Annotated in this window: 13 protein-coding genes; 2 read left to right on the forward strand and 11 right to left on the reverse strand. The window is 68.0% G+C overall.

The features are described from left to right. Window positions 1–4 precede the first annotated feature (4 nt). Window positions 5–1,066, reverse strand: a complete 1,062-nt coding sequence (gene bioB, locus IP65_RS13300) for a biotin synthase BioB (RefSeq protein ID WP_054132049.1) — start codon at window positions 1,064–1,066, stop codon at window positions 5–7. A gap of 203 nt (window positions 1,067–1,269) precedes the next feature. Here bioB and IP65_RS13305 point away from each other — a divergent pair, with 203 nt between their 5' ends. Then, complete coding sequence (locus tag IP65_RS13305) at window positions 1,270–2,577, forward strand: nucleotide sugar dehydrogenase (RefSeq protein WP_231627710.1); 1,308 nt, start codon at window positions 1,270–1,272, stop codon at window positions 2,575–2,577. Here IP65_RS13305 and IP65_RS13310 read toward each other — a convergent pair. From IP65_RS13310 to IP65_RS13355, 10 genes are all read right to left on the reverse strand, one after another. Then, window positions 2,531–3,946, reverse strand: coding sequence for a capsule biosynthesis protein (locus IP65_RS13310; RefSeq protein ID WP_082350144.1), 1,416 nt, complete (start codon window positions 3,944–3,946; stop codon window positions 2,531–2,533). The genes IP65_RS13305 and IP65_RS13310 overlap by 47 nt on opposite strands. 236 nt (window positions 3,947–4,182) lie before the next feature. Continuing rightward, a complete protein-coding gene (locus tag IP65_RS13315; RefSeq protein WP_197279252.1) occupies window positions 4,183–5,202 on the reverse strand; it encodes a glycosyltransferase in 1,020 nt (339 codons plus the stop codon). Further along, window positions 5,199–6,194, reverse strand: coding sequence for a hypothetical protein (locus tag IP65_RS21725; RefSeq protein ID WP_054132051.1), 996 nt, complete (start codon window positions 6,192–6,194; stop codon window positions 5,199–5,201). Before IP65_RS21725 ends, IP65_RS13315 begins: the two co-directional genes overlap by 4 nt. After that, window positions 6,191–7,039, reverse strand: a complete 849-nt coding sequence (locus IP65_RS13325) for a hypothetical protein (protein WP_054132052.1) — start codon at window positions 7,037–7,039, stop codon at window positions 6,191–6,193. The genes IP65_RS21725 and IP65_RS13325 overlap by 4 nt, the downstream gene beginning before the upstream one ends. Window positions 7,040–7,071: 32 nt before the next feature. Next, window positions 7,072–8,103 carry a GSCFA domain-containing protein gene (locus IP65_RS13330; protein ID WP_054132053.1) on the reverse strand — a complete coding sequence of 344 codons (1,032 nt, stop codon included), beginning with the start codon at window positions 8,101–8,103 and terminating at the stop codon, window positions 7,072–7,074. Continuing rightward, entirely contained in the window at window positions 8,103–9,152 is a 1,050-nt protein-coding gene (locus IP65_RS13335; protein ID WP_054132054.1) for a hypothetical protein, read from the reverse strand. The genes IP65_RS13330 and IP65_RS13335 overlap by 1 nt, the downstream gene beginning before the upstream one ends. Continuing rightward, window positions 9,149–15,373: a glycosyltransferase gene (locus IP65_RS13340; RefSeq protein WP_082350146.1), complete on the reverse strand. Its 6,225-nt coding sequence runs from the start codon at window positions 15,371–15,373 to the stop codon at window positions 9,149–9,151. Before IP65_RS13340 ends, IP65_RS13335 begins: the two co-directional genes overlap by 4 nt. A 70-nt stretch (window positions 15,374–15,443) precedes the next feature. Further along, a complete protein-coding gene (gene wecC / locus IP65_RS13345; protein WP_197279253.1) occupies window positions 15,444–16,727 on the reverse strand; it encodes a UDP-N-acetyl-D-mannosamine dehydrogenase in 1,284 nt (427 codons plus the stop codon). 498 nt (window positions 16,728–17,225) lie between these two features. Continuing rightward, on the reverse strand, window positions 17,226–18,404 hold the full coding sequence (locus IP65_RS13350; RefSeq protein WP_054132056.1) for a DUF2252 family protein: 1,179 nt from the start codon (window positions 18,402–18,404) through the stop codon (window positions 17,226–17,228). After that, entirely contained in the window at window positions 18,401–18,637 is a 237-nt protein-coding gene (locus tag IP65_RS13355; protein ID WP_028657447.1) for a hypothetical protein, read from the reverse strand. The genes IP65_RS13350 and IP65_RS13355 overlap by 4 nt, the downstream gene beginning before the upstream one ends. A gap of 171 nt (window positions 18,638–18,808) precedes the next feature. Between IP65_RS13355 and IP65_RS13360 the strand changes: the two genes are divergently transcribed. Continuing rightward, window positions 18,809–20,473 carry a family 43 glycosylhydrolase gene (locus IP65_RS13360; RefSeq protein ID WP_054132057.1) on the forward strand — a complete coding sequence of 555 codons (1,665 nt, stop codon included), beginning with the start codon at window positions 18,809–18,811 and terminating at the stop codon, window positions 20,471–20,473. Window position 20,474 lies beyond the last annotated feature (1 nt).

Raw genomic sequence — 20,474 nt, forward strand, 5'->3', positions numbered from 1 at the left:
GCGATCAGGCCGCGCAGCCGCCCGAGCAGCCGCCAACGGCCTTCATCGCGCGCAGCGGCTCTTCGCCTTCCATGGGCCTCAGGCCCAGGCGCGCGAACATCGCCGCGTCGCTGTCGTCGCCGGCATTGGGCGCGGTCAGCAGCTTGTCGCCAGTGAAGATCGAGTTGGCCCCCGCGAGGAAGCACAGCGCCTGGGTGGCCTCGCTCATGCTTTCGCGGCCGGCAGAAAGGCGCACCATCGACAGCGGCATGGTGATGCGCGCCACCGCCACGGTGCGCACGAACTCGATATCGTCGATCTTGGCCATGGGCGTATCGGCCAGCATGTCGCCCAGCACGGTGCCCTTGACCGGCACCAGCGCGTTGACCGGCACGCTTTCGGGGTGCTGTTCCAGCGTGGCCAGGGCGTGGACAAAGCCGACGCGATCGGCGCGGGTTTCGCCCATGCCGACAATGCCGCCCGAACAGACGTTGATCCCGGCCTCGCGCACCACGCTCAAGGTATCGAGGCGGTCCTGGAACGTGCGGGTGGTGATCACCTCGTTATAGCGTTCGGGCGAGGTGTCGATATTGTGGTTGTAATAGTCGAGGCCGGCCTCGGCCAGCTTGCCGGCCTGATCGGGGGTCAGCATGCCCAGCGTCATGCAGGTTTCGAGCCCCATCTCGCGCACGCCCTTCACCATCTGCACGATGGCGTCCATGTCGCGATCCTTGGGGTTGCGCCAGGCTGCGCCCATGCAGAACCGCTTGGAGCCGGCATCGCGCGCCTGGGCGGCTGATTGCAGCACGGCCTGCACATCCATCAGCTTGCTCGCCGCCACGCCGCTGTCGGCCTTGACGCTTTGCGAGCAATAGCCGCAATCTTCCGGGCAACCACCGGTCTTGATCGACAGCAGCGTGCACAGTTGCACTTCACCCGCGCGGTGATGTTCGCGGTGCACGGCCGCCGCACGGAACACCAGCTCGGTAAACGGCAGGTCGAACAATGCGGCGATTTCCTCGCGGCTCCAGTCGGTGCGCACCGTCGGATTGGTGACGGGGGCTTCGAGCGTGGCAAGGTCGGACATCGGGCGACTCCGTTGTGGCGGGACGGGATGAAAGCGGTTTAATCGTGCCCTTAGTCAAAGAGCGCGGACAGGGGAAGGCCCACCGTTGCACGGGGTGAACGCGCGCTTTGCTGTCCTTTGGGCAGGGCTTGGGCCATTTGCGGATTGGTAACGCCATGGGATTATGGCCAAAGGCAATTGGCATCAGCAGGAATGGAACAGGCGTGCAGGGCAACGGGGTGTTTTCGCAGACGGGCGGTCCCAGGATCGGTGTGGTCGGGCTGGGCTATGTGGGCCTGCCCCTGGCGATTGCCTTTGCCCGCAAGTTTGCCGTGGTGGGCTTTGACGTCAGCGCCCATCGCATCGCCACCTTGCGCGCCCATCATGACTATACCGGCGAGGTTTCGGCCGAGGACCTGGCTGCATCCACGCTGGTGGTGACCGACGATGCCGCGGCCCTGGCGGATTGCCCGGTGATCATCGTGACCGTGCCCACGCCGGTGGATGAAAGCCGCCGCCCCGATTTCACCCCGGTGCAGATGGCCTGCGAAACGCTGGGCAAGGTGATCCGTCCGGGCACCGTGATCGTGTTCGAATCGACGGTCTATCCCGGCGCGACCGAGGAAGTCTGCGCCCCCACGATCGAGCGGGTTTCGGGCCTGAAGGCCGGCGTCGATTTCAAGCTGGGCTATAGCCCCGAGCGGATCAATCCGGGTGACAAGGAGCATCCGTTCGAAAAGATCGTCAAGGTCGTGGCCGGCGAAGACGCCGAAACGCTGGACCTGCTCGCCGATCTCTATGGCGCGGTGGTGGAAGCGGGCATTCACAAGGCCAGTTCGATCAAGGTGGCCGAAGCCGCCAAGGTGATCGAGAACACCCAGCGCGACATCAACATCGCCCTGATGAACGAGATTTCCAAGATCTGCGATCTGGTCGGCATCCGCACCAGCGAAGTGCTGGCGGCCGCCGGCACCAAGTGGAATTTCCTGCGCTTCTATCCCGGCCTGGTCGGCGGCCACTGCATCGGCGTCGATCCCTATTACCTCACCGCCAAGGCCGAACAGCTGGGCTATCACCCGCAGGTGATCCTGGCCGGGCGGCGCATCAACGATGGCATGGGCGCCTATATCGCGCAGCGCACGGTCAAGATGCTGGCTGGGGCGGGATGTGCGCTTAAGTCGGCGCGGGTCGGCATCCTCGGGCTGACGTTCAAGGAGAACGTGCCCGATATCCGCAATTCCAAGGTCGAGGATATCTGGCGCGAGCTGGCCGATTTCGGCATCGCCCCGCTGGTGCACGATCCCCTGGCAGAGCCGGCCGCAGCGGCGCACGAATTTGGCATCACGCTCAGTTCGCTCGATGATTTTGCCGATCTCGACGCGGTGATCTATGCCGTGTCGCACCGCGAATATGCGGCGCTGGGCGGCGCGGCGATTGCCGCGATGCTTCGCCCCGGCGGGGTGTTGATCGACGTGAAATCCGCGCTTACGCCACAAGCGCTGCCGGCTGGGGTGCAGTACTGGAGTCTGTAGGCGGCACTGGTGGCCAGGCGCCGAGGCTCACCGGGCCATGCTGCGGGACGGGCGGCGGCGCCGTGGTGAGACCAGTGGCACTGCCGGGAGCGGCGCGGCGGTAAAAGCTGCCGTTGAGCAGCGCCTCGGCCATGATCGTGCGTTCCAGCGTCAACCACAGCGCGCGGTCGGGCCTGGCCTGGGGGGCTTCGTGCCAGAAACGGTGCAGCGGGCCTTGGTAAGTAAGCCCAGGGATATCGTAGAACGCCTTGCCCATGGTCTTTGTGGCGCGCCCAGCGCCCAAGGCGCTCAAGCCAACGGTGCTGTTGATGGTGATCACCCCGCGACAATGCTGCAACAGGAGCAGGGTGGGTTGATCGTGCAGGCACAGCACCCGTTCGGCGCAACCGTGTCGCCCGGCCTCGCTCGCCACCAGGGCGCGATAGTCGCGATACCCGCGATCCATCGGGTGATGCTTGATCACCAGCAGGCAATCGGGCGGCGCATGGCGTGCAAACGAGGCGATGGTGGACGCGATGAACCCGGCCACGCCGCCGGTATCGGCATGGTGCAGCACCTGCGAATCGTTGTGCACCTGCAAGGGCACCAGGAACCAGCGCCCGCTCTCGGCCCCGGTCAGCCGTGGCAGCAGCGCGCGCTGCGCCCGGGCGCGCAGCGGCTTGCGCCAGGCAGAGCGCAGCCAGGGCAGCGCCTGCGCCAGTTCCAGCGGACGATGGTGGACATAGTGGGGAAACCGCCAGGCAAACAGCGCCCCAGCCGTGAAATAGAGCATCGCCCACAGCGCCATGCGCCAGAAAGTGGGCGGGACCGGCACGGCCGGCGCAGCGCCTTCCGGCCGTGGCCAGGACGGCCCGGCTGGCGTCGCGCCAACCAGCGCCTGGGCATCACGGGGCAGGGTGCTGTTGGCGTTGACCCCACCCCATTCGAACGTGACATGATTGGGCCGCAGATAGCCTTCCTCGAACACGCCCACCGGCACGCCGTGGCGCTGGCACACCGTGCGCGCTGCCTGGTGCATCGGGCGGCAATCACCGAACAGCATCACGCAATCGATCTGCCAGGCGGCCAGGTGCCGCTCCAGCCAGGCTGGCCATTCCGCCATCGGTCCGCGCCAAGTATGTCCGCCGGGAAAGAACACCTGGTCTCCGGCGTGGAAGTTCACTTTCCGTATCTGGGCACCGGCGCGGCGCAGATCGCGCGCGAGACGGGAAAAGAACGGCCCGACTGGACCCTGCAACAGCAAGATGCGTTTCCCCGCAAAGCTGGCCCATCCCCCGTCTGCCGCCCGCCCGTGCCAGCCAGCGCTTGCTGCCAACCGGGCATCGCGGCTTTCGCTGCCTTCGCGCACCGTGCGTCTCCGCTCCATCATGGTCGTGCCAACCCGATGATGGGTGATCGCGATCGCGCCGCGTCACCAGCGCGGAAACAACCGTTTCGCAGGCAGTAAACGCCCGATTTCCGTGGGGTTGGTGGCAAGGCAGCGTGTGGCAGATCGCGCAGCACCGTAACGCGCCACCGGAATGGGCCCTATGCCGCTCGCCCGCCTGGCAAAGCCTGTTCGATATGGAGCCATTCCGCCGGCCGTTTGCCGCTGGCGTTGCAGGATCAGACCCCGGCCACCGCCGCCACTTCGGCCAGGCGGCGGTCCCAGGTGTGGTGCGCGGCGACATGCGCCGCGCCGGCGCGGGCGCGTTCCAGGTCATCCCGCTGCGGGCCGTGGCACAACCGGGCAAACAGGTCTTGCGCCTGCGCGCCATCGCTGACCACGTGGCAGTACCGGGCAAACAGCGTATCCACCGATCGCGCGGCAGAGGTAACGGCAATGCCGCCACAGGCCAGGATTTCCACCAGCCGGCGGGAAAACATCGTGGCCGAATCCGTCACCGTGTTGACGTTGAGCGAGACCAGGTTTTCCTTGTAGATGCGCGCGGTTTCGGCATGGGCTACGGCCGGATGCACGGTCAACCCGGCGCTGGCGGGATAGCGATAGATCGATGATGGCCGCGCCGAATTGCGGTCATAGACCGTCAGCCCCAGGCCACTGTTTACCGCTGCGGCAAAGACCATGTCCTGCCAGGCACGGCGCGCCGGGTGCACATGGGTGGAATAGCTGCCGACGAAATTGGCCTGGCGGCGGGCAAAGGCAAACCCGGTAAAACGGTGATAGGCCGGCTGCACCGGAAACGGCAGCACATGGACCGAAGCACCCGCGCCCATCGCCGCGCGATAGCGCGCCAGGCAATTGGCATCGACGGTAAAGACATGATCGAACAGCCGCGCACTGGCGATGAAACGGTCGAAATGAACCCCGTCTTCCTTGTTCCAGAACACCGTGGGAATGCCCATGTCGCGGGCGATGCGCACCAGCACGCGCAGCCGCCGGTTGGAACGCAGCCAATGGTCGGGATAGCTGGCCACGCGATATTGCCAGGTCTGTCCCCATCCGGCCCAGGTGCTTTCCACCAGCAGCATGTCGGGCCGCGCGGCGGCCAGCAGGCGGTGAAAGCCATAGGCTGTGGCCAGTGCCGGCACGTCGATGATCTGGCATTCCGGCGCCAGGCAGGCGCGCGTCAATTCATCGGCCACCAGCGCGATCTTGAGCCGGGCAAAGGGCGCGAGGATCACGGCAGTGCCCGCCCGCCATCGAGCAGAAAGCGCGGCGCCGTGGCGCTGCCCGGCGGACACCACGATAGCGCCACGCGCGATCCGCGCACGATCACGCGGCGGTCTGCCGGCAGGTTGCCGAAATCGTTGCCGGTTACGCGAATGCCGGTGGAGGGGCATTCCCCGCCCGCCTTGGTGCAGGCATCAGTGCGCGTCATGTCGCAGAACCACTCCTCGATGGCCGGCGCGCCATCGGCATCGCGGAAATGGTTGGCGCGGATCGTGGCCCCGCCCGAGGCATCGCGCAGCTTGATCGCGCTGCCGCAGAAATCCTGAAAGGTGTTGCCCTCTATCTGTGCGCCGGTGGAATGGCTGGCCAGATAGATCGCATGGAGGCCGCCGCATTTATCGCGCGGGGCATTGCGGATGGTGTGGAAGAACACCCCGCGCACCACGGTATCGCGCGCATTGACCAGGCGGATCGCGGCGGTCGACAGGGCCAGGCCTGGCGCGGAGCCCGTGTCCGTGCCGATCTGCGCCAGCACCAGGTTTTCCAGCACGGTGCCCCGGTTGAACGCGGCCGGATCGTTGCGATTGCCGTTGAGGCTGATCGCCGTGGCATAGTGCGCGATACGCAAGGCGCGCACCGTCAACCCGCTGTCGCGCCCCTCCGCGCCGCGAAAGTGCAGCCAAGTGTCGCTGCCATCGCCCACGAACGCTGGATAGGTGGCCGGATCGGCGCTGGTCCCGGCCAGGGTCAACGGGCCATGCAGGCGCCGCCCGTCGATATCGGTGCTTTGCCCGCGATAGACGCCGGGCAGCACGATCACGCGGGTTTCCTCGCCCGCCGGTGCCTGCTGCGCACGGGCGATGGCCGCGCCCAGCGTGGCGAGCGGCGTCTTGGCGCTGCGGCCATCGGCCGCATCGTTGCCATCGGGCGCCAGATAGAGCGTGGCCCCGTGCGCAGCGATCGGGGCCAGCAAGGCCAAGGCGACAAGCCCGGGGCGGATCATGCCGCCACCGCCTCTGCCACCGGCAGGCGCAGCGCCAGCGCGGTGCCGAACCGCGCATTGTAGGCGGCAATCGCCTGGTCCAACCTTGGCGCATGGCGCCCCATCGCCGCGTGGTCGGCCATGTCCAGCGCCGTCGCCCGCGCGCTGCCGGTGGCGCGCGCCGTGGCGTTGCGGTTGTCTGTCGTGGTGGCAATGCGGGTGAGGTCTTCGGGTGAAGGCGCCAGGCCCAGCGGCGCAAACAGCTGGCGCCCCAGCCAGGCAGGCTTGTCTGCCGCCGCGATGAAGGCATCGAGATCGAGCGGGCTGATCCGGGTGTCGGGACCCTCGGCGGCCGGCGCATCGGCAATCGCACGCGCCTGGTCCAGGCTGTCGCAATACCGCGCTACGAACTGGTCCATGTCGTCGGAAAACCATGGCATGGCTTTGAGCGAGAGCCAGCAATCGGCCGGGTTGCGGATGCAGTGCAACCACACCAGCCGGGCAAATGCCGGCTGCACGATGGCACGGATCGCGGCGCTCTGCCGCTCCATCTGTGGGCATTTGAAGCCGTGCAGATCAGCCCCCGGCTTGCTGATCCGCCGCGCCTTGGACAGCAGCGTAAACAGGTCGATCACGCCCTGCGCGCGCTTTTGCCGGTAATAGTTGGCGGCATACCCCGTGGCATAGGCGCGATCACCGGCGGCCAGGGTGGCGCGAATGGTCTGCACTAGGCCACTGCGGATCTCGCCCTGCAGGCACAGGCGCGGATGGGCATTGAGGAAATCGGCAAACTGGCGCGTGCCGCAGCGGGGCATGCCGCACAGCACGATGAAGGTTTCAAGCGGCAGGCGCTGGGATGGGGGCACGGGCGTCGTGGTCCTTGGCCAAGAGGGGGGTGTCACAGCGTCTCGGTAATGCGGCCTTCCTCGCAGATCGCCTCCGGCTCGGCTGCGGGAGCGTGGCCCTGCGGGCCAAAGGTGCTGGCCAGCGGGCCGGTGAAGAAATGGCGCATCACCAGGTCCACCCCCATCGCGTTCACCGTGCGCAGATCGGGGTTGAAGAACATGCCCCGGCTGGGATGCCCGGTGATGATCTCATAGCTGGGGAAATAGGCGATATCGTCATGATCGGCGGCGAGATCACCCGCCACGGCGCGCAGCACCGATTTGGAATAGACCGTGGCCGGCAGCACATGCTCCGCGCTGGCCGTGGCCATCAGCGGCACGGGCGAAACCGTCAGCAGCATGCGCGCGGCGGGGTTCACCTCTTTCACCAGGGCCCAGAACGCGGCCATGTCGGCCAAGACCTCGGCATGGCGCAGATTGCGAAAGGCATGGGCTGCGGAATCGAAACTGCCCGCCAGCGTGCCGGGCGCGGTGGGATAGACCGTGCCATCGGCCAGGCTTTCCCAGCATTCGGTCAGGCCCAGGGTGAACACTATGACATCCATGGTTTCCAGCATGGTGCGCACCGCCCCCAGATGCAGGCGCCGCGCCAGCAGCACCGTGTCGGCCGTGGCGTGCCCGGCGGGATCGACGGCAGGGCGCAGCGCGTCGTAAAAGCGGCCCTCGCGCTCCCACACCACCTCGGCCGGGCGCCGGCGGCCCAGCGCCTCTTGCGCCAGTTGCAGCATCTGCCGCGCGGTATAGACGTTGCCATAGCGGCACGAAAACACGCCATAGCCAAACCGCCGCGCTTCGTCCGCATCGGCAAAGACCGGCGGCGGCGGCTCGCAATCGAGGAAGTGCGCGCCGCGCGCGGCCAGGGCATGGCCGATATGCTGGGCAAAGCAGCTGCCGGCCGTGGCTATGCGGTCTTCGGGCGAGAGCGCGATCGGGTCCCACAGTTCGGCAATGTCTGCCAAGTGGCGCTCGGCCACGGCGCTCGTCCAGAAGGCGCGCGGCGGCAGGCCGCGATAGGGGTTGCGCATCAGGCAGGTTCCTTGGCTGGTGCAGGCAATGACGTAGTAGGCGTGGCGGCATCGGCGCTGGTGAACTGGTGCCGCAGCCAGGCTTCCAGCCGCGTGCTGGCGGCTTGCGCGGCGGCATCGACCTGGCCGGGCTTGGCCTTGGCCGGTTTGCCGCCGCCCGGCACTGTGGGCGGGGCCGGGCGCTGGCGCAGCGCATGCCAGGTGTCGAGCAGATCGGCCGGCGTGGCGGTGGGGCTGATCACGGCGGCGCGCAACCAGTCGGCATAGGCATCGCGCGGCAGGCTGTGGCCGTGAACGCCATGGAAATCGCTGTGGAACAGCACGCGATCGGCCTCGGTCAGCCCGGCAATCGCCGCCGCAAATGGCAGCATGTGCGCGCGGCGATGGTGCCGATCGCCCAGCGACTGGATATAGACCACCAGGTTGCGAAAGCCCGCGCCATAGAGCGCGGTGCAATCGGCCATGATCACCCCATCGAGCGCAGCATTGCTGGCCAGCGCAGGCCAGCACGCCGCGCGATAGGCACTCACAAGCGGAGCGTGATAGCGGGCGATGCGGGTCTGTGGGTTGCCCACCACGGCAATCGATCCGGGCATGGCGTGCGATTGCGCCAGGGCGGCGAATCCGCCGCCCGACGTGCCGAAAAAGATCGTGCGTTCGATGCCCCAGGCCTTGGCCATTTCGGCAAAGGCGCGGGCAAGCAGCGCGGGCGTGTCGAAACCCTGGTGCCCGGCATACCAGGCGATGGCAAAATCGCCCGGCACCTGCAGCGAGGGATCGCTCACCGACACCTGAATGCAATCGGCCAGATCGGGATTGAAGCCGTTGAACACCCCGCGGTGGCGTCGCGCCGGATCGGCCGCGCCGTGCAGGCTCACTACCATGCGCGTCGCCTGCGGAACAAGGCGCACACGGAATGCAATCGGCACCGTATCCCGGCCGCGTGGGGCCAGAAGTGTGTGGGTGCGCACGTTGAAGCGGTTGTCACCGGGGCGCAGCGTGGCGAGCTTGCGGCGCAGGCTGCGGACAAAGGCGCTCATGTTGGTCATTGCGCCGCCTCCAGCATCAGCGGTGTATGATCCAGTGCCAGCAGCGGGTGCAGCAGGCGCGCCGCGCTCTCGCCCACCCCGCGCCAGGTGCGCTCCGCCGCAACCCATGCGCGGCCCCGGCGGCCCAGCCAGGCACGCAAGGCTGGATCAGCGATCAGCCGCGCCAGCGTCTCAGCCAAGGCAGGCACATCGCCCTTGGCAAAGGCCAGCCCGGTGTGCCCATCGGCAATCATCTCGGCCAGCGCGCGCACGTCGGAAACTACCACGGCCTTTTCCATCGCCAGCGCTTCCAAAGGCTTCATCGGCGACACCATTTCGCAGACCGGCCAGGGCTTGCGCGGGAACGGGCAGATATCGATCAGCGAATACCAGCTTTCCACCGCTTCATGCGGCACGCGGCCGGGCATGATCAGCCAGTCGGCAAAGCCGCTGTTCTCGGCCATGGCGGCAATCGCTGCGCCAATCGGGCCGTCCATGGTGCTGCTGGTATTCTCGCTGCCCACCAGCAGCAGGCGGAACGCGCAGCCCTGCGCCTTGAGCAGCGCGCACGCAGCGGCAAGATCGTCCAGCCCTTCGTAATCCACGAAAGTGCCGATGTAGCCGATCACCGGCACGTCCGCAGGAATGCCCAACTGGCGGGCCAGCGCAGCATCGCGTGGGCGCGGGGTGAAGCGTGCCGGATCGCAGGAATTGGGCAGCAGCGCGATGCGGCTTGGCGCCACGCCGCGTGCTGCCAGTTCCTCGGCCATCGGCGTGGTCAGCGTGAAAACCTGGTCGGCCGCCTGGGCAATCGCGGCCTCCAGCCGTTCCTGCACCTGATAGGCCGGCGTCGCGCGATAGCTTTCCTCGCGCGACATCTTGGTCACTTCCCAAAAACCGCGCACTTCATAGGCAAAGGGAATGCCCAGCCGTCGCGCCGCGATCAGCGCGGGCAGCGCCACGAGATGGTTCGATGCCGCCATCACCAGCGCCGGGCGCAGCGCGCGATAGCGTTCTTCCAGCGCGCGGGCGGCGGCGGGAATATAGTGCACATAGCGCAGATCGGTGCGGGCCGGCGTGGGCGTGCGCAGATAGGGCACACCGTCGATCACGTCAGCCTCGGGCACGGCGCTGTCCGCCAGGTCTTGCAGCACATCATGGGGAAAGCCCGGCCGCGTCATCGCCAGCACATCGCAACCCGCCGCGATCAGTCCGTCCGCCAGGCCATGGGTGCGCGTGGCATAGCCGCCGGTGGCATAGGGCAGGCTGTTGTGTAGCATGTAGCAGATACGGCCTGGCACCGGCGCGAGCAGCCGTGGCCCGCGCGGGGCGATCAACTGGAGCAGGTCCAGCTGCCCGGCCAGCCCCAGGCCCAGGCGCTCGATCCGGGCCTGCGCGAAAGGATTGGCCCGCGCATCGGGATGGTGGCGCATTTCCAGCATCCAGCGCGCGCAGTGGTCAAACGCCCCCGCGCGCTGTGCGGCGGCATAGGCGCCGGTGAGGGTGCTCAGGCCCCGGTCGATCGCCACGGCGGCCTCGGCGGCTTGCTTCTCCGCCGCCAGGTGGCCCGCTTCGCCTGCCGCCTTGCCCAGGCGCAGCCATTCGCGCGCGGCTTGCGCCGCATCGGCAAACGCGGTGGCAGCCATGGCGGCGTTCACGCTGGCCAAGTCATCGTCGCCCAATGCGGCGATCAGCCGGGGCGCGTCGGCCACGATCCAGCCACTTTCATCCACTTCGGCGAGGTCCGCCGCCTCATCCTGCGCATCGATATCGCGGCTGGGCAGCGTCTGCGTGATGGCTTGTGTGATGCTGGCCCAGTCGCGGTGGGCGGTGGCATGGTCGCGGGCGGCCTGGCCCATGCGGTGGGCCATGCCGGGATCACGGGCCAGGGTGGCGATGGCCTGCGCCAGGTCTACGGCATCGCTGGGGGCGAAGAACAGCGCAGTTTCGCCCTCCTGCGCCTCGGCACGGAACACCGGGAGATCGGGCACCACGGCGGGCAGGCCCAGGGCCATGGCGTCGACCAGCTTGATCGGCGGCACCAGTTCGGTCACCGCGCTGCGGCGGCGTGGCAGGCAGGCGATGTGGCAGGCGGCCATGCGTGCCCGCGCGGCATCGGGTTCGAGGCGCCCGGTGAAACTGACGGCCTGCGCCAGGCCCAGGCGCGCGGCCTGCTCTTCCAGGCTGTCGCGCAAGGGGCCATCGCCCATGATCACCAGATCGATGCGCAAGCCCTGCGCATGTAGCATGGCCAGGGCATCGAGCAGCAGGTCCAGCCCTTCATAGGCGACGAGCGCGCCGGCATAGCCGATCGTGGTGGTGGCGTGGCGCGCGGCGGCAATCCCGGCAAAGGCAGGCGCGTCGATGCCATTGGGCAGCAAGGCCAGGCGCGCGGGATCGAGGCCCCATTGCCCGATGACATGATCGGCCAGCGGCGCCGAGATGGCAAAGACGCGATCGGCATGGCGCGCCACGAAGGCTTCCAGCTCAAGGCCCAGGGCATGGCGCTGGCTGCCGGCAAAGCCGGGTACATTGGCCGCGCGGCTCATTTCCCACAGGCCGCGCAGTTCATAGTGGAAGGGAATGCCCAGACGCCGCGCCGCGATCAGCGCGGGCAGGGCGTTGACGTGGTTGGACGCGGCGTGGATCGCGGCGACGCGGCGTGCCTTGGCCAGGCGGGCAATGCCCACGCTGGCCCGCTCGATATAGATATCGAGCGGCAGGGCCTGGCTGGGCTGGCGCACGTGCTGCCAATCAAGGCCCTCATGGCTGCTGGCCAGGGCCTCTGGCGTGCCGTTGCTGTCGGCGCGGTCCCAGGGATAGCCGGCGCGGGTCAGCGCCACCAGATCGACGCCTTGCGCCAGCAGTGCGCGCAGCAAGGCCTGGGTGCGGGTGGTATAGCCGCTGGTGTGCCAGGGCAGGGCGCTGGCAGCGCAATAGAGCAGGCTTTGCGGGCGCGGGTCATAGGCCGGGGCAGCCACAGGCGGCAGGTCTGGCAGGGCCTGCGCCATGGCGGCCAGGGCCTGGATTTGCTGCGCGCGGCTGCTTTCCGATCCGCTGAGCGCGGTATCGGCCGGCAGGCCGGCAAGCAGTGCAGCGGGCCGGGTCAGTTCGCCGGCGTCATAGAGCCGGAATGCCAGCCATTTCGCCCGCCACGGTTGCGGATCGGCGGCATAAGCCTGCTCGCCCAGCCGGGCTGCCCCCAGAGGATCGCTGTCCTGAATCTGGCGCGCCTCTTCGGTCAGGGTACGGGCCAGCGCCTGGGCCTGGGCCCGTTCCCGCGCCGCTTGCGCGGCGGCCAGTTCCGCCGGATCGGGGGCCGGTTCGGGCGCGGGTGGATGCAGGATCTGCTGGATGCGCCGCGCTTCCGATCGGCTGAGCGGCAGGTCAGCGGGCAGGGTCTGCAACAGGTCTATCGCCCGCGCGGTTTCGCCCGCCTCGTGCAGGCGCAGGCCGAGCCACTTGGCGCGCCAGGGCTGCGGATCGGCGGCATAAGCCTGCTCGCCCAGCCGGGCCGCCGCCAGTGGATCGCTGTCCTGAACCTGGCGCGCCTCTTCGGTCAGGGTGCGGGCCAGCGCCTGGGCCTGGGCCCTTTCTCGCGCGGCCTGCGCGGCGGCCAGTTCCGCCGGGTCGGGGGCCGGTTCCGGCGCGCGTGGATGCAGGATCTGCTGAATGCGCCGCGCTTCCGATCGGTTGAGCGGCAGGTCGGCGGGCAGGGTCTGCAACAGGTCCATCGCCCGCGCCGTTTCACCCGCTTCGTGCAGGCGCAGGCCCAGCCATTTGGCGCGCCAGGGCTGCGGATCGATCGCCTGGGCCTGTTCCGCAAGTGCAATCGCGGCTGGCAGATTTGTTGCGGCTAGGGCGCGCGCCTCGCGTGTCCACGTAGCTGCCCGGGCCAACACGTGTTCGGCAGCACGGCGCGCGGCATCGGCGTCGTCTGTGGCGGGCGCAGCCGGCTCGGGCAGTGACTCCGGTTCTGGCTCCGGTTCCGGTTCCGGTTCCGGCTCGCGCAGCATCAGGGTGATGGCGCGGGCGATGGTGTCCCAGTCGCGGTGGGTTGCGGCATGGTCCTGGGCGGCCTGGCCGATGCGGCGGGTCATGGCAGGATCGTTGGCTAGGGCGGCAATCGCGCGCGCCAGGTCGGCGGCATCGCCGGGGGTAAAGAACAGGGCGGTTTCGCCCTCCTGCGCCTCGGCACGGAACACCGGCAGATCGGGCACCACGGCGGGCAGGCCCAGGGCCATGGCCTCGACCAGCTTGATCGGCGGGATCAGTTCGGTCACGTCGCTGCGGCGGCGCGGCAGGCAGGCGATGTGGCAGGCGGCCATGCGCGCCCGTGCGGCATCGGGTTCGAGCCGGCCGGCAAAGGTGACGGCCTGCGCCAGGCCCAGGCGCGCGGCCTGCTCCTCCAGGCTTTGGCGCAAGGGGCCATCGCCCATGATCACCAGATCGATGCGCAAGCCCTGCGCATGCAGCATGGCCAGGGCATCGAGCAGCAGGTCCAGCCCTTCATAGGCGACGAGCGCGCCGGCATAGCCGATCGTGGTGGTGGTGGCTTGGCGCGCGGCGGCAATCCCGGCAAAGGCCGACACGTCGATGCCATTGGGCAGCAAGGCCAGGCGGGCGGGATCGAGGCCCCATTGCCCGATGACATGATCGGCCAGCGCCGCCGAGATGGCAAAGAGCCGATCGGCATGGCGCGCCACGAAGGCTTCCAGCTCAAGGCCCAGGGCATGGCGCTGGCTGCCGGCAAAGCCGGGTACATTGGCCGCGCGGCTCATTTCCCACAGGCCGCGCAGTTCATAGTGGAAGGGAATGCCCAGACGCCGCGCCGCGATCAGCGCGGGCAGGGCGTTGACGTGGTTGGACGCGGCGTGGATCGCGGCGACGCGGCGTGCCTTGGCCAGGCGGGCAATGCCCACGCTGGCCCGCTCGATATAGATATCGAGCGGCAGGGCCTGGCTGGGCTGGCGCACGTGCTGCCAATCAAGGCCCTCATGGCTGCTGGCCAGGGCCTCTGGCGTGCCGTTGCTGTCGGCGCGGTCCCAGGGATAGCCGGCGCGGGTCAGCGCCACCAGATCGACGCCTTGCGCCAGCAGTGCGCGCAGCAAGGCCTGGGTGCGGGTGGTATAGCCGCTGGTGTGCCAGGGCAGGGCGCTGGCAGCGCAATAGAGCAGGCTTTGCGGGCGCGGGTCATAGGCCGGGGCAGCCACAGGCGGCAGGTCTGGCAGGGCCTGCGCCATGGCGGCCAGGGCCTGGATTTGCTGCGCGCGGCTGCTTTCCGATCCGCTGAGCGCGGTATCGGCCGGCAGGCCGGCAAGCAGTGCGGCAGGCCGGGTCAGTTCGCCGGCATCGTATAGCCGGAATGCCAGCCATTTCGCCCGCCACGGTTGCGGATCGGCGGCATGGGCCTCTTGCGCGGCCTGCGCGGCCGCCACGGGATCAGACTGGCGCAGCGCTCGTGCCCGTGCCGCATGGGCGTCGGCCCGCGCGATCCGCGCGCGGCGTTCGTGTTGCTGGGCCTTGCGCGCGGCCTGGGCCTCTGCCCGTGACAGAGCCATGGGTGACAGGCGCGGCAGAGGCGGGAGAGCGGCGGGAGGCGGAACCTGTGCCAAGGCATCGTCCTGCGCCGGGGTGGCTTCGGGTAAGGCGGGGATGGCGGGGGAGGGACGCGTTGCCGGACGGCGCAGCGCAAGCAGCGCGGCAGGCATGCCGAGCCAGCGCTGCGGCTTGCGCCAGCGCTGCAACAGTGCGTCTCCCAGGCGATAGGCCGGCGAATCTTCCAGCGCCGCCACGCGTGTTTCGTAGCTGGCCAAGGCGCGTTCGTGCCGCTCGGCCTGCTGCGCCGCGGCCAGGCGCGCGTGCTGGGCGGCGGCGCGCCACGCTGCCGCCTCTGCGGCATAGGCGGCGAGATCGGCTGCGAGCAGTGCCGCGCTGTCGCCACGGTTGACGCACGGAGCGGCGGCGGCATCTGCGGCAGCGTCGCTGTGGTCGCCATCGCCGGGGGAGATACCGGCGCCGTCATTGCCGCCTTGCATGACCCCGCTTTCCTGGCCCAGCGCTGGTGACAGGGCCAGTGCCGATGCCGTTGCCAGCGCGGGTGCAGGGCATGATGGCGCGGGCAGCGCATGGGCAAGGGTTTGCGTGTCGGTCATCGGCTCCCCACGGCGCCCCGGCGAGGCGGGGCGAGCATAGCTGTGGCGAACACCCGATCCGAAACGCATGGCCGGTAGCGGTGGCATGGCGCCACCTTGGCCGCGTCATCCGCCGGCCCGGCTGCGTATAAGACAGCAGGCCTTGCGGATCGGGTGCTCAGTCCGTCCAGATCCCGCGCGCGTCGACGATCTCCACCCCGTCGCGCCGCTTGGGCGAAACGGTCTTGAACGGGCGATGGTCAACCAGCAGGGTCCAGACATCGGCTTGGTCGAGGGCGGCAAAGCCATCGATCAGTTCCACGCCGCAGGCCGCCAGCGCGGGCGGCAGCACGGCAATGTTGGGTTCCACGACCAGCAAGGGCCGGGTGAAATGGGTGGACAGGTCTTTCACGATATCCACCGCCGGGCTTTCGCGCAGATCGTCGATATCGGGCTTGAAGGCGAGGCCAAAGGTGGCGACGCGCACCTGATCGGGCGTGCAGCCCTTGCGCGCGGCGACGGCGCGGGCGGCGGCCAGCACCTTTTCAACCACCCAGTGTGGCTTGCTGTCGTTGACCTGGCGCGCGGTGTGGATCAGCCGCGCCTCTTCCGGGCTGCGGTTGACGATGAACCACGGGTCCACCGCGATGCAGTGTCCGCCCACGCCCGGGCCGGGCTGCAGGATGTTGACGCGCGGATGGCGGTTGGCCAGCCGGATCAGTTCCCACACGCTGATGTCCAGCTTGTCGCAGATGATCGACAGTTCATTGGCAAAGGCGATGTTCACGTCGCGAAAGGCGTTTTCGGTCAGCTTGCACATTTCCGCGGTACGCGCTGTGGTCACCACGCATTCGCCCTTCACGAACGTGCTGTAGAGCGAGACCGCCTCGGCCGAGCAGCGCGGGGTGAGGCCGCCGATCACGCGGTCGTTCTCCACCAGTTCGCGCAGGACATGCCCGGGCAGCACGCGTTCGGGGCAATAGGCCACGGCGATGTCTGCCGCCTCGCCCGCGTCTTGCGGGAAAGTCAGGTCGGGCCGTGCCTGCGCCAGCCACGCGGCGATCTGCTCGGTCGTGCCGACCGGCGAGGTGGATTCGAGCACCACCAGGTTGCCCTTGGCCAGAACCGGGGCGATCGCGTTGGCAGCCGCCTCGATATAGGAAAGGTCCGGCTCGTGCCCATCGCGGAACGGGGTGGGCACGGCGATGAGGAAAGCGTCGGCGGGTTCGGGTCGCAAGGTTGCGCGCAGGCGCCCTTCGCGGGCAGCGGCGTGGACGACCATGTCAAGGTCAGGCTCCACGATGTGGATGCGCCCCTTGTTGATCGTCTGCACGGCGATTTCGTTGACGTCCACACCGATCACTTCGATCCCGCGCGAGGCGAAGACGGCGGCCGTCGGCAGGCCGATATAGCCAAGGCCGATCACGGAAACCCGCTTGAAGCGGTGGGCTGGGGTCATCATCTCTTCGGTTTCATCCCTCAAAGGCGCCGCAGTGGCCATGGCGCATGCCCCCTTTCCTACGTGATATCCCGTGGCAAAAGCCTTAAGATTGCAGAGCCCCGGGCTTTGGACGGGATGCCGATGGCGGCACGCCCGGCCAAAGCCGCGAAACCGGTGCGCAGTGGGCCGCCATGGCGGACGGTGGTTCGGCCAGTGGATGGCAGACCGGAGCCACCGCCGCGCGGGCGACCGTATTGCGAGTGATCGGCGGCGTGTTGCTGCCGGTGAAAGGATCATTCCCCAGTTCCGCCCGCCTCGCGAGCCCAGAAACCTCCGGAAGCAATCAATCGCGGACGCGGCTAAAGCGCCATCCGCACAAATACTGAGTATTTAACTTCGTTTCGGATGCGACCCGCTGCATGCATAAAGCTGGCGCACGATTTCACCCGCGCCACAGGGCGGGAATCGCTGCGGATTCGGGTTTTCCGGGAACGCTCAAGCCGCGTCAGTGGCGCCGCATCACGCCAGGCGGCGGCAATGGTCGAGATAGCCCGCCTCGTGCCGGGCGGCGAGATCGACCACGCTGCGCCACAGCCACGATGGTGCCTGGTCGTCGGCAGGGGCTGGTTGCAATGCGTCTTGCCAGGCGCGGCGCACATCGTCGCTCATCTGCCGGGCATGGGCCATGCCGACGATATAGGCGAGATAGGAGGCCGCCGACACGGCCTGGCGGCGCGAGAACTGCTCCACCTCGATCTTGAGGTCCTGCGGCGCCAGTTCGCGCAGCACCACGGGCTTGCCCAAGAGATGGGCCGGGATCATCCGTTCCCCCAGATTGGGCGCCAGCGCACAGGCCCCCGCAACCACGCGCGCGGCCGGGTTGCTGGGCATCGCCACCCCATCGGCAGCTGGCGCCACGGAATGCACCGCTTCCTTGATATCCACCAGCGCCAGGTATTCCGGGCCTTTGTCCTGCGCGCCAACGCCAAGCACCACGGCATAGCGCAGCCGGCCCAGCGAACTGCATCCCTTGCGCCAATAGGCCGCATCCAGCACGCGCACCCGCCCTTCGCCGGCATGCCCGGCCAGGGCCAGCGCCTTTGTCCGCACGGTTGGATCGTCGAAAAGAGCAGTAATGGCGTCGCGTTCGGCCGCCGCCAAGGGCCAGAAACGCTTGCCCAGCGGCAGGCTGGGCGTGGGGCCGTCGATCCGCTCGTTGGCAAGATGACGCCATTTGCGCCCGGCCGCACGGCGACGCACCGCGCGCACCACCTTTGGCTCGGTGGGATCGTCTTCGGGCTCGGGGGAAAGCGCGCGGGAATAGCCGTCGATCATCGCGGCCAGCATCTGCGCGGTGACAATGCCCGGTAGGTCTGAACTGCGCGCCGCCGTTTCCAGCGAAAGGCCCAGGCGAATAAGATCTAGCGCCGGATTGCCGATCACCGTCTGGTCAAGATCGCGGATCTGGACAGCAAAATCGTGGTGCCGATCGGCCAGCGGCCCGAGATTGCCAAGATGGCAATCGCCACAGATCCACACCTTCGGCCCCACCGGCACTTGGGCCATAGCCGGCGAGGCTTCCAGCCATTCATAAAATTGTGCCGTATTGCCGCGCACATAGGCGTGCACCGAGCGCGCCATTTTCAGCGCCCGGCGCGCCTCCAGCGCGGCATGCCGGCGTTCCGGGGTGATCTTCAACCCGGATGGCCTGCGTGCGCAGCGGCCTTGGCTTCACGGGCCTTCTTGGCATAGTGGTGATGGGCAACGATGCAACCTGCCGCAGCACCGGCCAGCGCATGGCCCTTGCCAACGAAGTGACCGGCAACGCCGCCCGCCATGGCGCCGCGGATGCATCCCTTGGCCATGGCCGGCTGGACCGAAACGGTCGCAGTGGCAGCCATCGCAGCGATCAGAACCAGAGCCTTGCGCATCGAGAAATCTCCTTTGGGGCGATAAAGCGCGGGGTGGAGGATGTGTTCCATGACAATTTGGTCATGGCCGCTGCACCGGCCCGCGCCTCCGGCCAGCCACGGCTGATGCCACCTTGCCATGCGCCAGCGCCCCGTTCATACAAGTATGATAATTCTAATCTGGAGAAGCCGATGCAAACCCGCCGCGCAACCATCAAGCTCGCGCTCGCCAGTGCCGTGGCAGGCTCGGGCGTCGGGGCGGGCGCGGCGTCGGGGCAGGCGCTGGCAACCGACGACCGGCGTGCCTGCCCCGCGCTTGGCCAGTCGTTCCGGCCTGCGTGGCCCCACGGAATCGAGGGCCAGCGCAAGGCCGACATGGGCGATGGGCGCTATCTCAACCCCATCCTGGCGGGCGACTATCCCGATCCTTCGGTGCTGAAGGACGGCGATGATTATTACATGACGCATTCGTCGTTCGATGCAGCGCCCGGGCTGCTGATCTGGCATTCGCGCGATCTGGTGAACTGGCGCCCGCTCGGCCCGGCCCTGGCCAAGCCCCTGGGCACCGTGTTCGCCGTCGATATTGCCAAGCATGGCGATCGCTATTTCATCTACATCCCGTTCATGAAGGCGCCGTGGTCACCGCCGCTCGCCAGTTTTGCCAATATCTACGTCATCCACGCGCCGTCGATGGAAGGGCCGTGGAGCGATCCCATCGATCTTGGGATCGGCGAACTGATCGATCCTGGCCATGTCGTAGGCGAGGATGGCCACCGCTACCTGTTCTTCAATGGTGGCAAGCGGGTGCGCCTGACTGCCGATGGCCTGGCCACCGCTGGCCCGGTCGAAACCGCCTATCAGGCATGGCATTATCCCGATGACTGGATCACCGAGGCGTGGTCTCCCGAAGGGCCCAAGCTGTTTCGCCGTGGGCCGTGGTTCTACCTCGTCAACGCAGTGGGTGGCACCAGTGGCCCGGCGACAGGGCACATGGTCGCGGTCGCACGGGCGCGATCGATCAATGGACCCTGGGAGAATTGCCCGCATAACCCGATCGTGCGCGCCACATCGGATGCCGACCCGTGGTGGTCGCGCGGCCATGCCACCGTTGTGGAAGGGCCGGGCGGGCGCTGGTTCATGGTCTATCACGGGTATGAAAACGGCTATCTCACGTTGGGCCGGCAAACCTTGCTCGAGCCCATCGAATGGACCGCCGATGGTTGGTTCCGCGCCACTGGGGGTGATCTCTCACAGCCGCTGGCCAAGCCTGGCGGCCAGGCGTTGCCTCATGGCCTTGCGCATTCCGACGACTTTGCCGCCGATGGACTCGGTCGCTTGTGGTCGCTCTATGCCAGCGCGCCTTCGGACAGCGCACGCGTGCAGGTGTCTGGCAACAGCCTGGCGCTGGCTGCCAAGGGCAGCAGTCCGCAGGATGCAACGGTGCTGACCCAGCAAGTGGGGGACTGCGCCTATGCGATCGAGGTGGATGTCGAACTGCAAGGCGAAACGCAGGGTGGCCTGCTGCTGTTCTTCGATGACCGGCTGTTCCTGGGCATGGGCATCGATGGACGGCGCATGATCAGCTATCGGGGCGGCAAGCCCACCTATTGGCAGGAACCGGCGCCGCCCACGCGCCGCTTGCACATGCGCATCACCAACGAACGGCAGGTGGTGACCTTCTACTACAGCCTCGATGGCCAGGCTTGGACGCGCCATGGCGTGCGCAGCTATGTCGAGGGGTATAACGCCAACACGCTCGACAATCTGCTCAGCCTGCGCCCGGCATTGTTCGCTGCCGGCAAGGGGCAGGTGGTGTTCCGCGCCTTCCGCTATCGCGCCCTGCCGGACCCGGCCTGAT

Source organism: Novosphingobium sp. AAP1 (assembly GCF_001295765.1).
Taxonomy (GTDB): Bacteria; Pseudomonadota; Alphaproteobacteria; order Sphingomonadales; family Sphingomonadaceae; genus Novosphingobium; species Novosphingobium capsulatum.

What these genes read in the sequence shown, in the direction of transcription:
- wecC (WP_197279253.1), bottom strand. Translation starts at nt 16,727, where the DNA reads ATGATGACCCCAGCCCACCGCTTCAAGCGGGTTTCCGTGATCGGCCTT.
- IP65_RS13310 (WP_082350144.1), bottom strand. Translation starts at nt 3,946, where the DNA reads ATGATGGAGCGGAGACGCACGGTGCGCGAAGGCAGCGAAAGCCGCGAT.
- IP65_RS13355 (WP_028657447.1), bottom strand. Translation starts at nt 18,637, where the DNA reads ATGCGCAAGGCTCTGGTTCTGATCGCTGCGATGGCTGCCACTGCGACC.
- IP65_RS21725 (WP_054132051.1), bottom strand. Translation starts at nt 6,194, where the DNA reads ATGATCCGCCCCGGGCTTGTCGCCTTGGCCTTGCTGGCCCCGATCGCT.
- IP65_RS13330 (WP_054132053.1), bottom strand. Translation starts at nt 8,103, where the DNA reads ATGCGCAACCCCTATCGCGGCCTGCCGCCGCGCGCCTTCTGGACGAGC.
- bioB (WP_054132049.1), bottom strand. Translation starts at nt 1,066, where the DNA reads ATGTCCGACCTTGCCACGCTCGAAGCCCCCGTCACCAATCCGACGGTG.
- IP65_RS13360 (WP_054132057.1), top strand. Translation starts at nt 18,809, where the DNA reads ATGCAAACCCGCCGCGCAACCATCAAGCTCGCGCTCGCCAGTGCCGTG.
- IP65_RS13335 (WP_054132054.1), bottom strand. Translation starts at nt 9,152, where the DNA reads ATGACCAACATGAGCGCCTTTGTCCGCAGCCTGCGCCGCAAGCTCGCC.
- IP65_RS13340 (WP_082350146.1), bottom strand. Translation starts at nt 15,373, where the DNA reads ATGCCACCGCTACCGGCCATGCGTTTCGGATCGGGTGTTCGCCACAGC.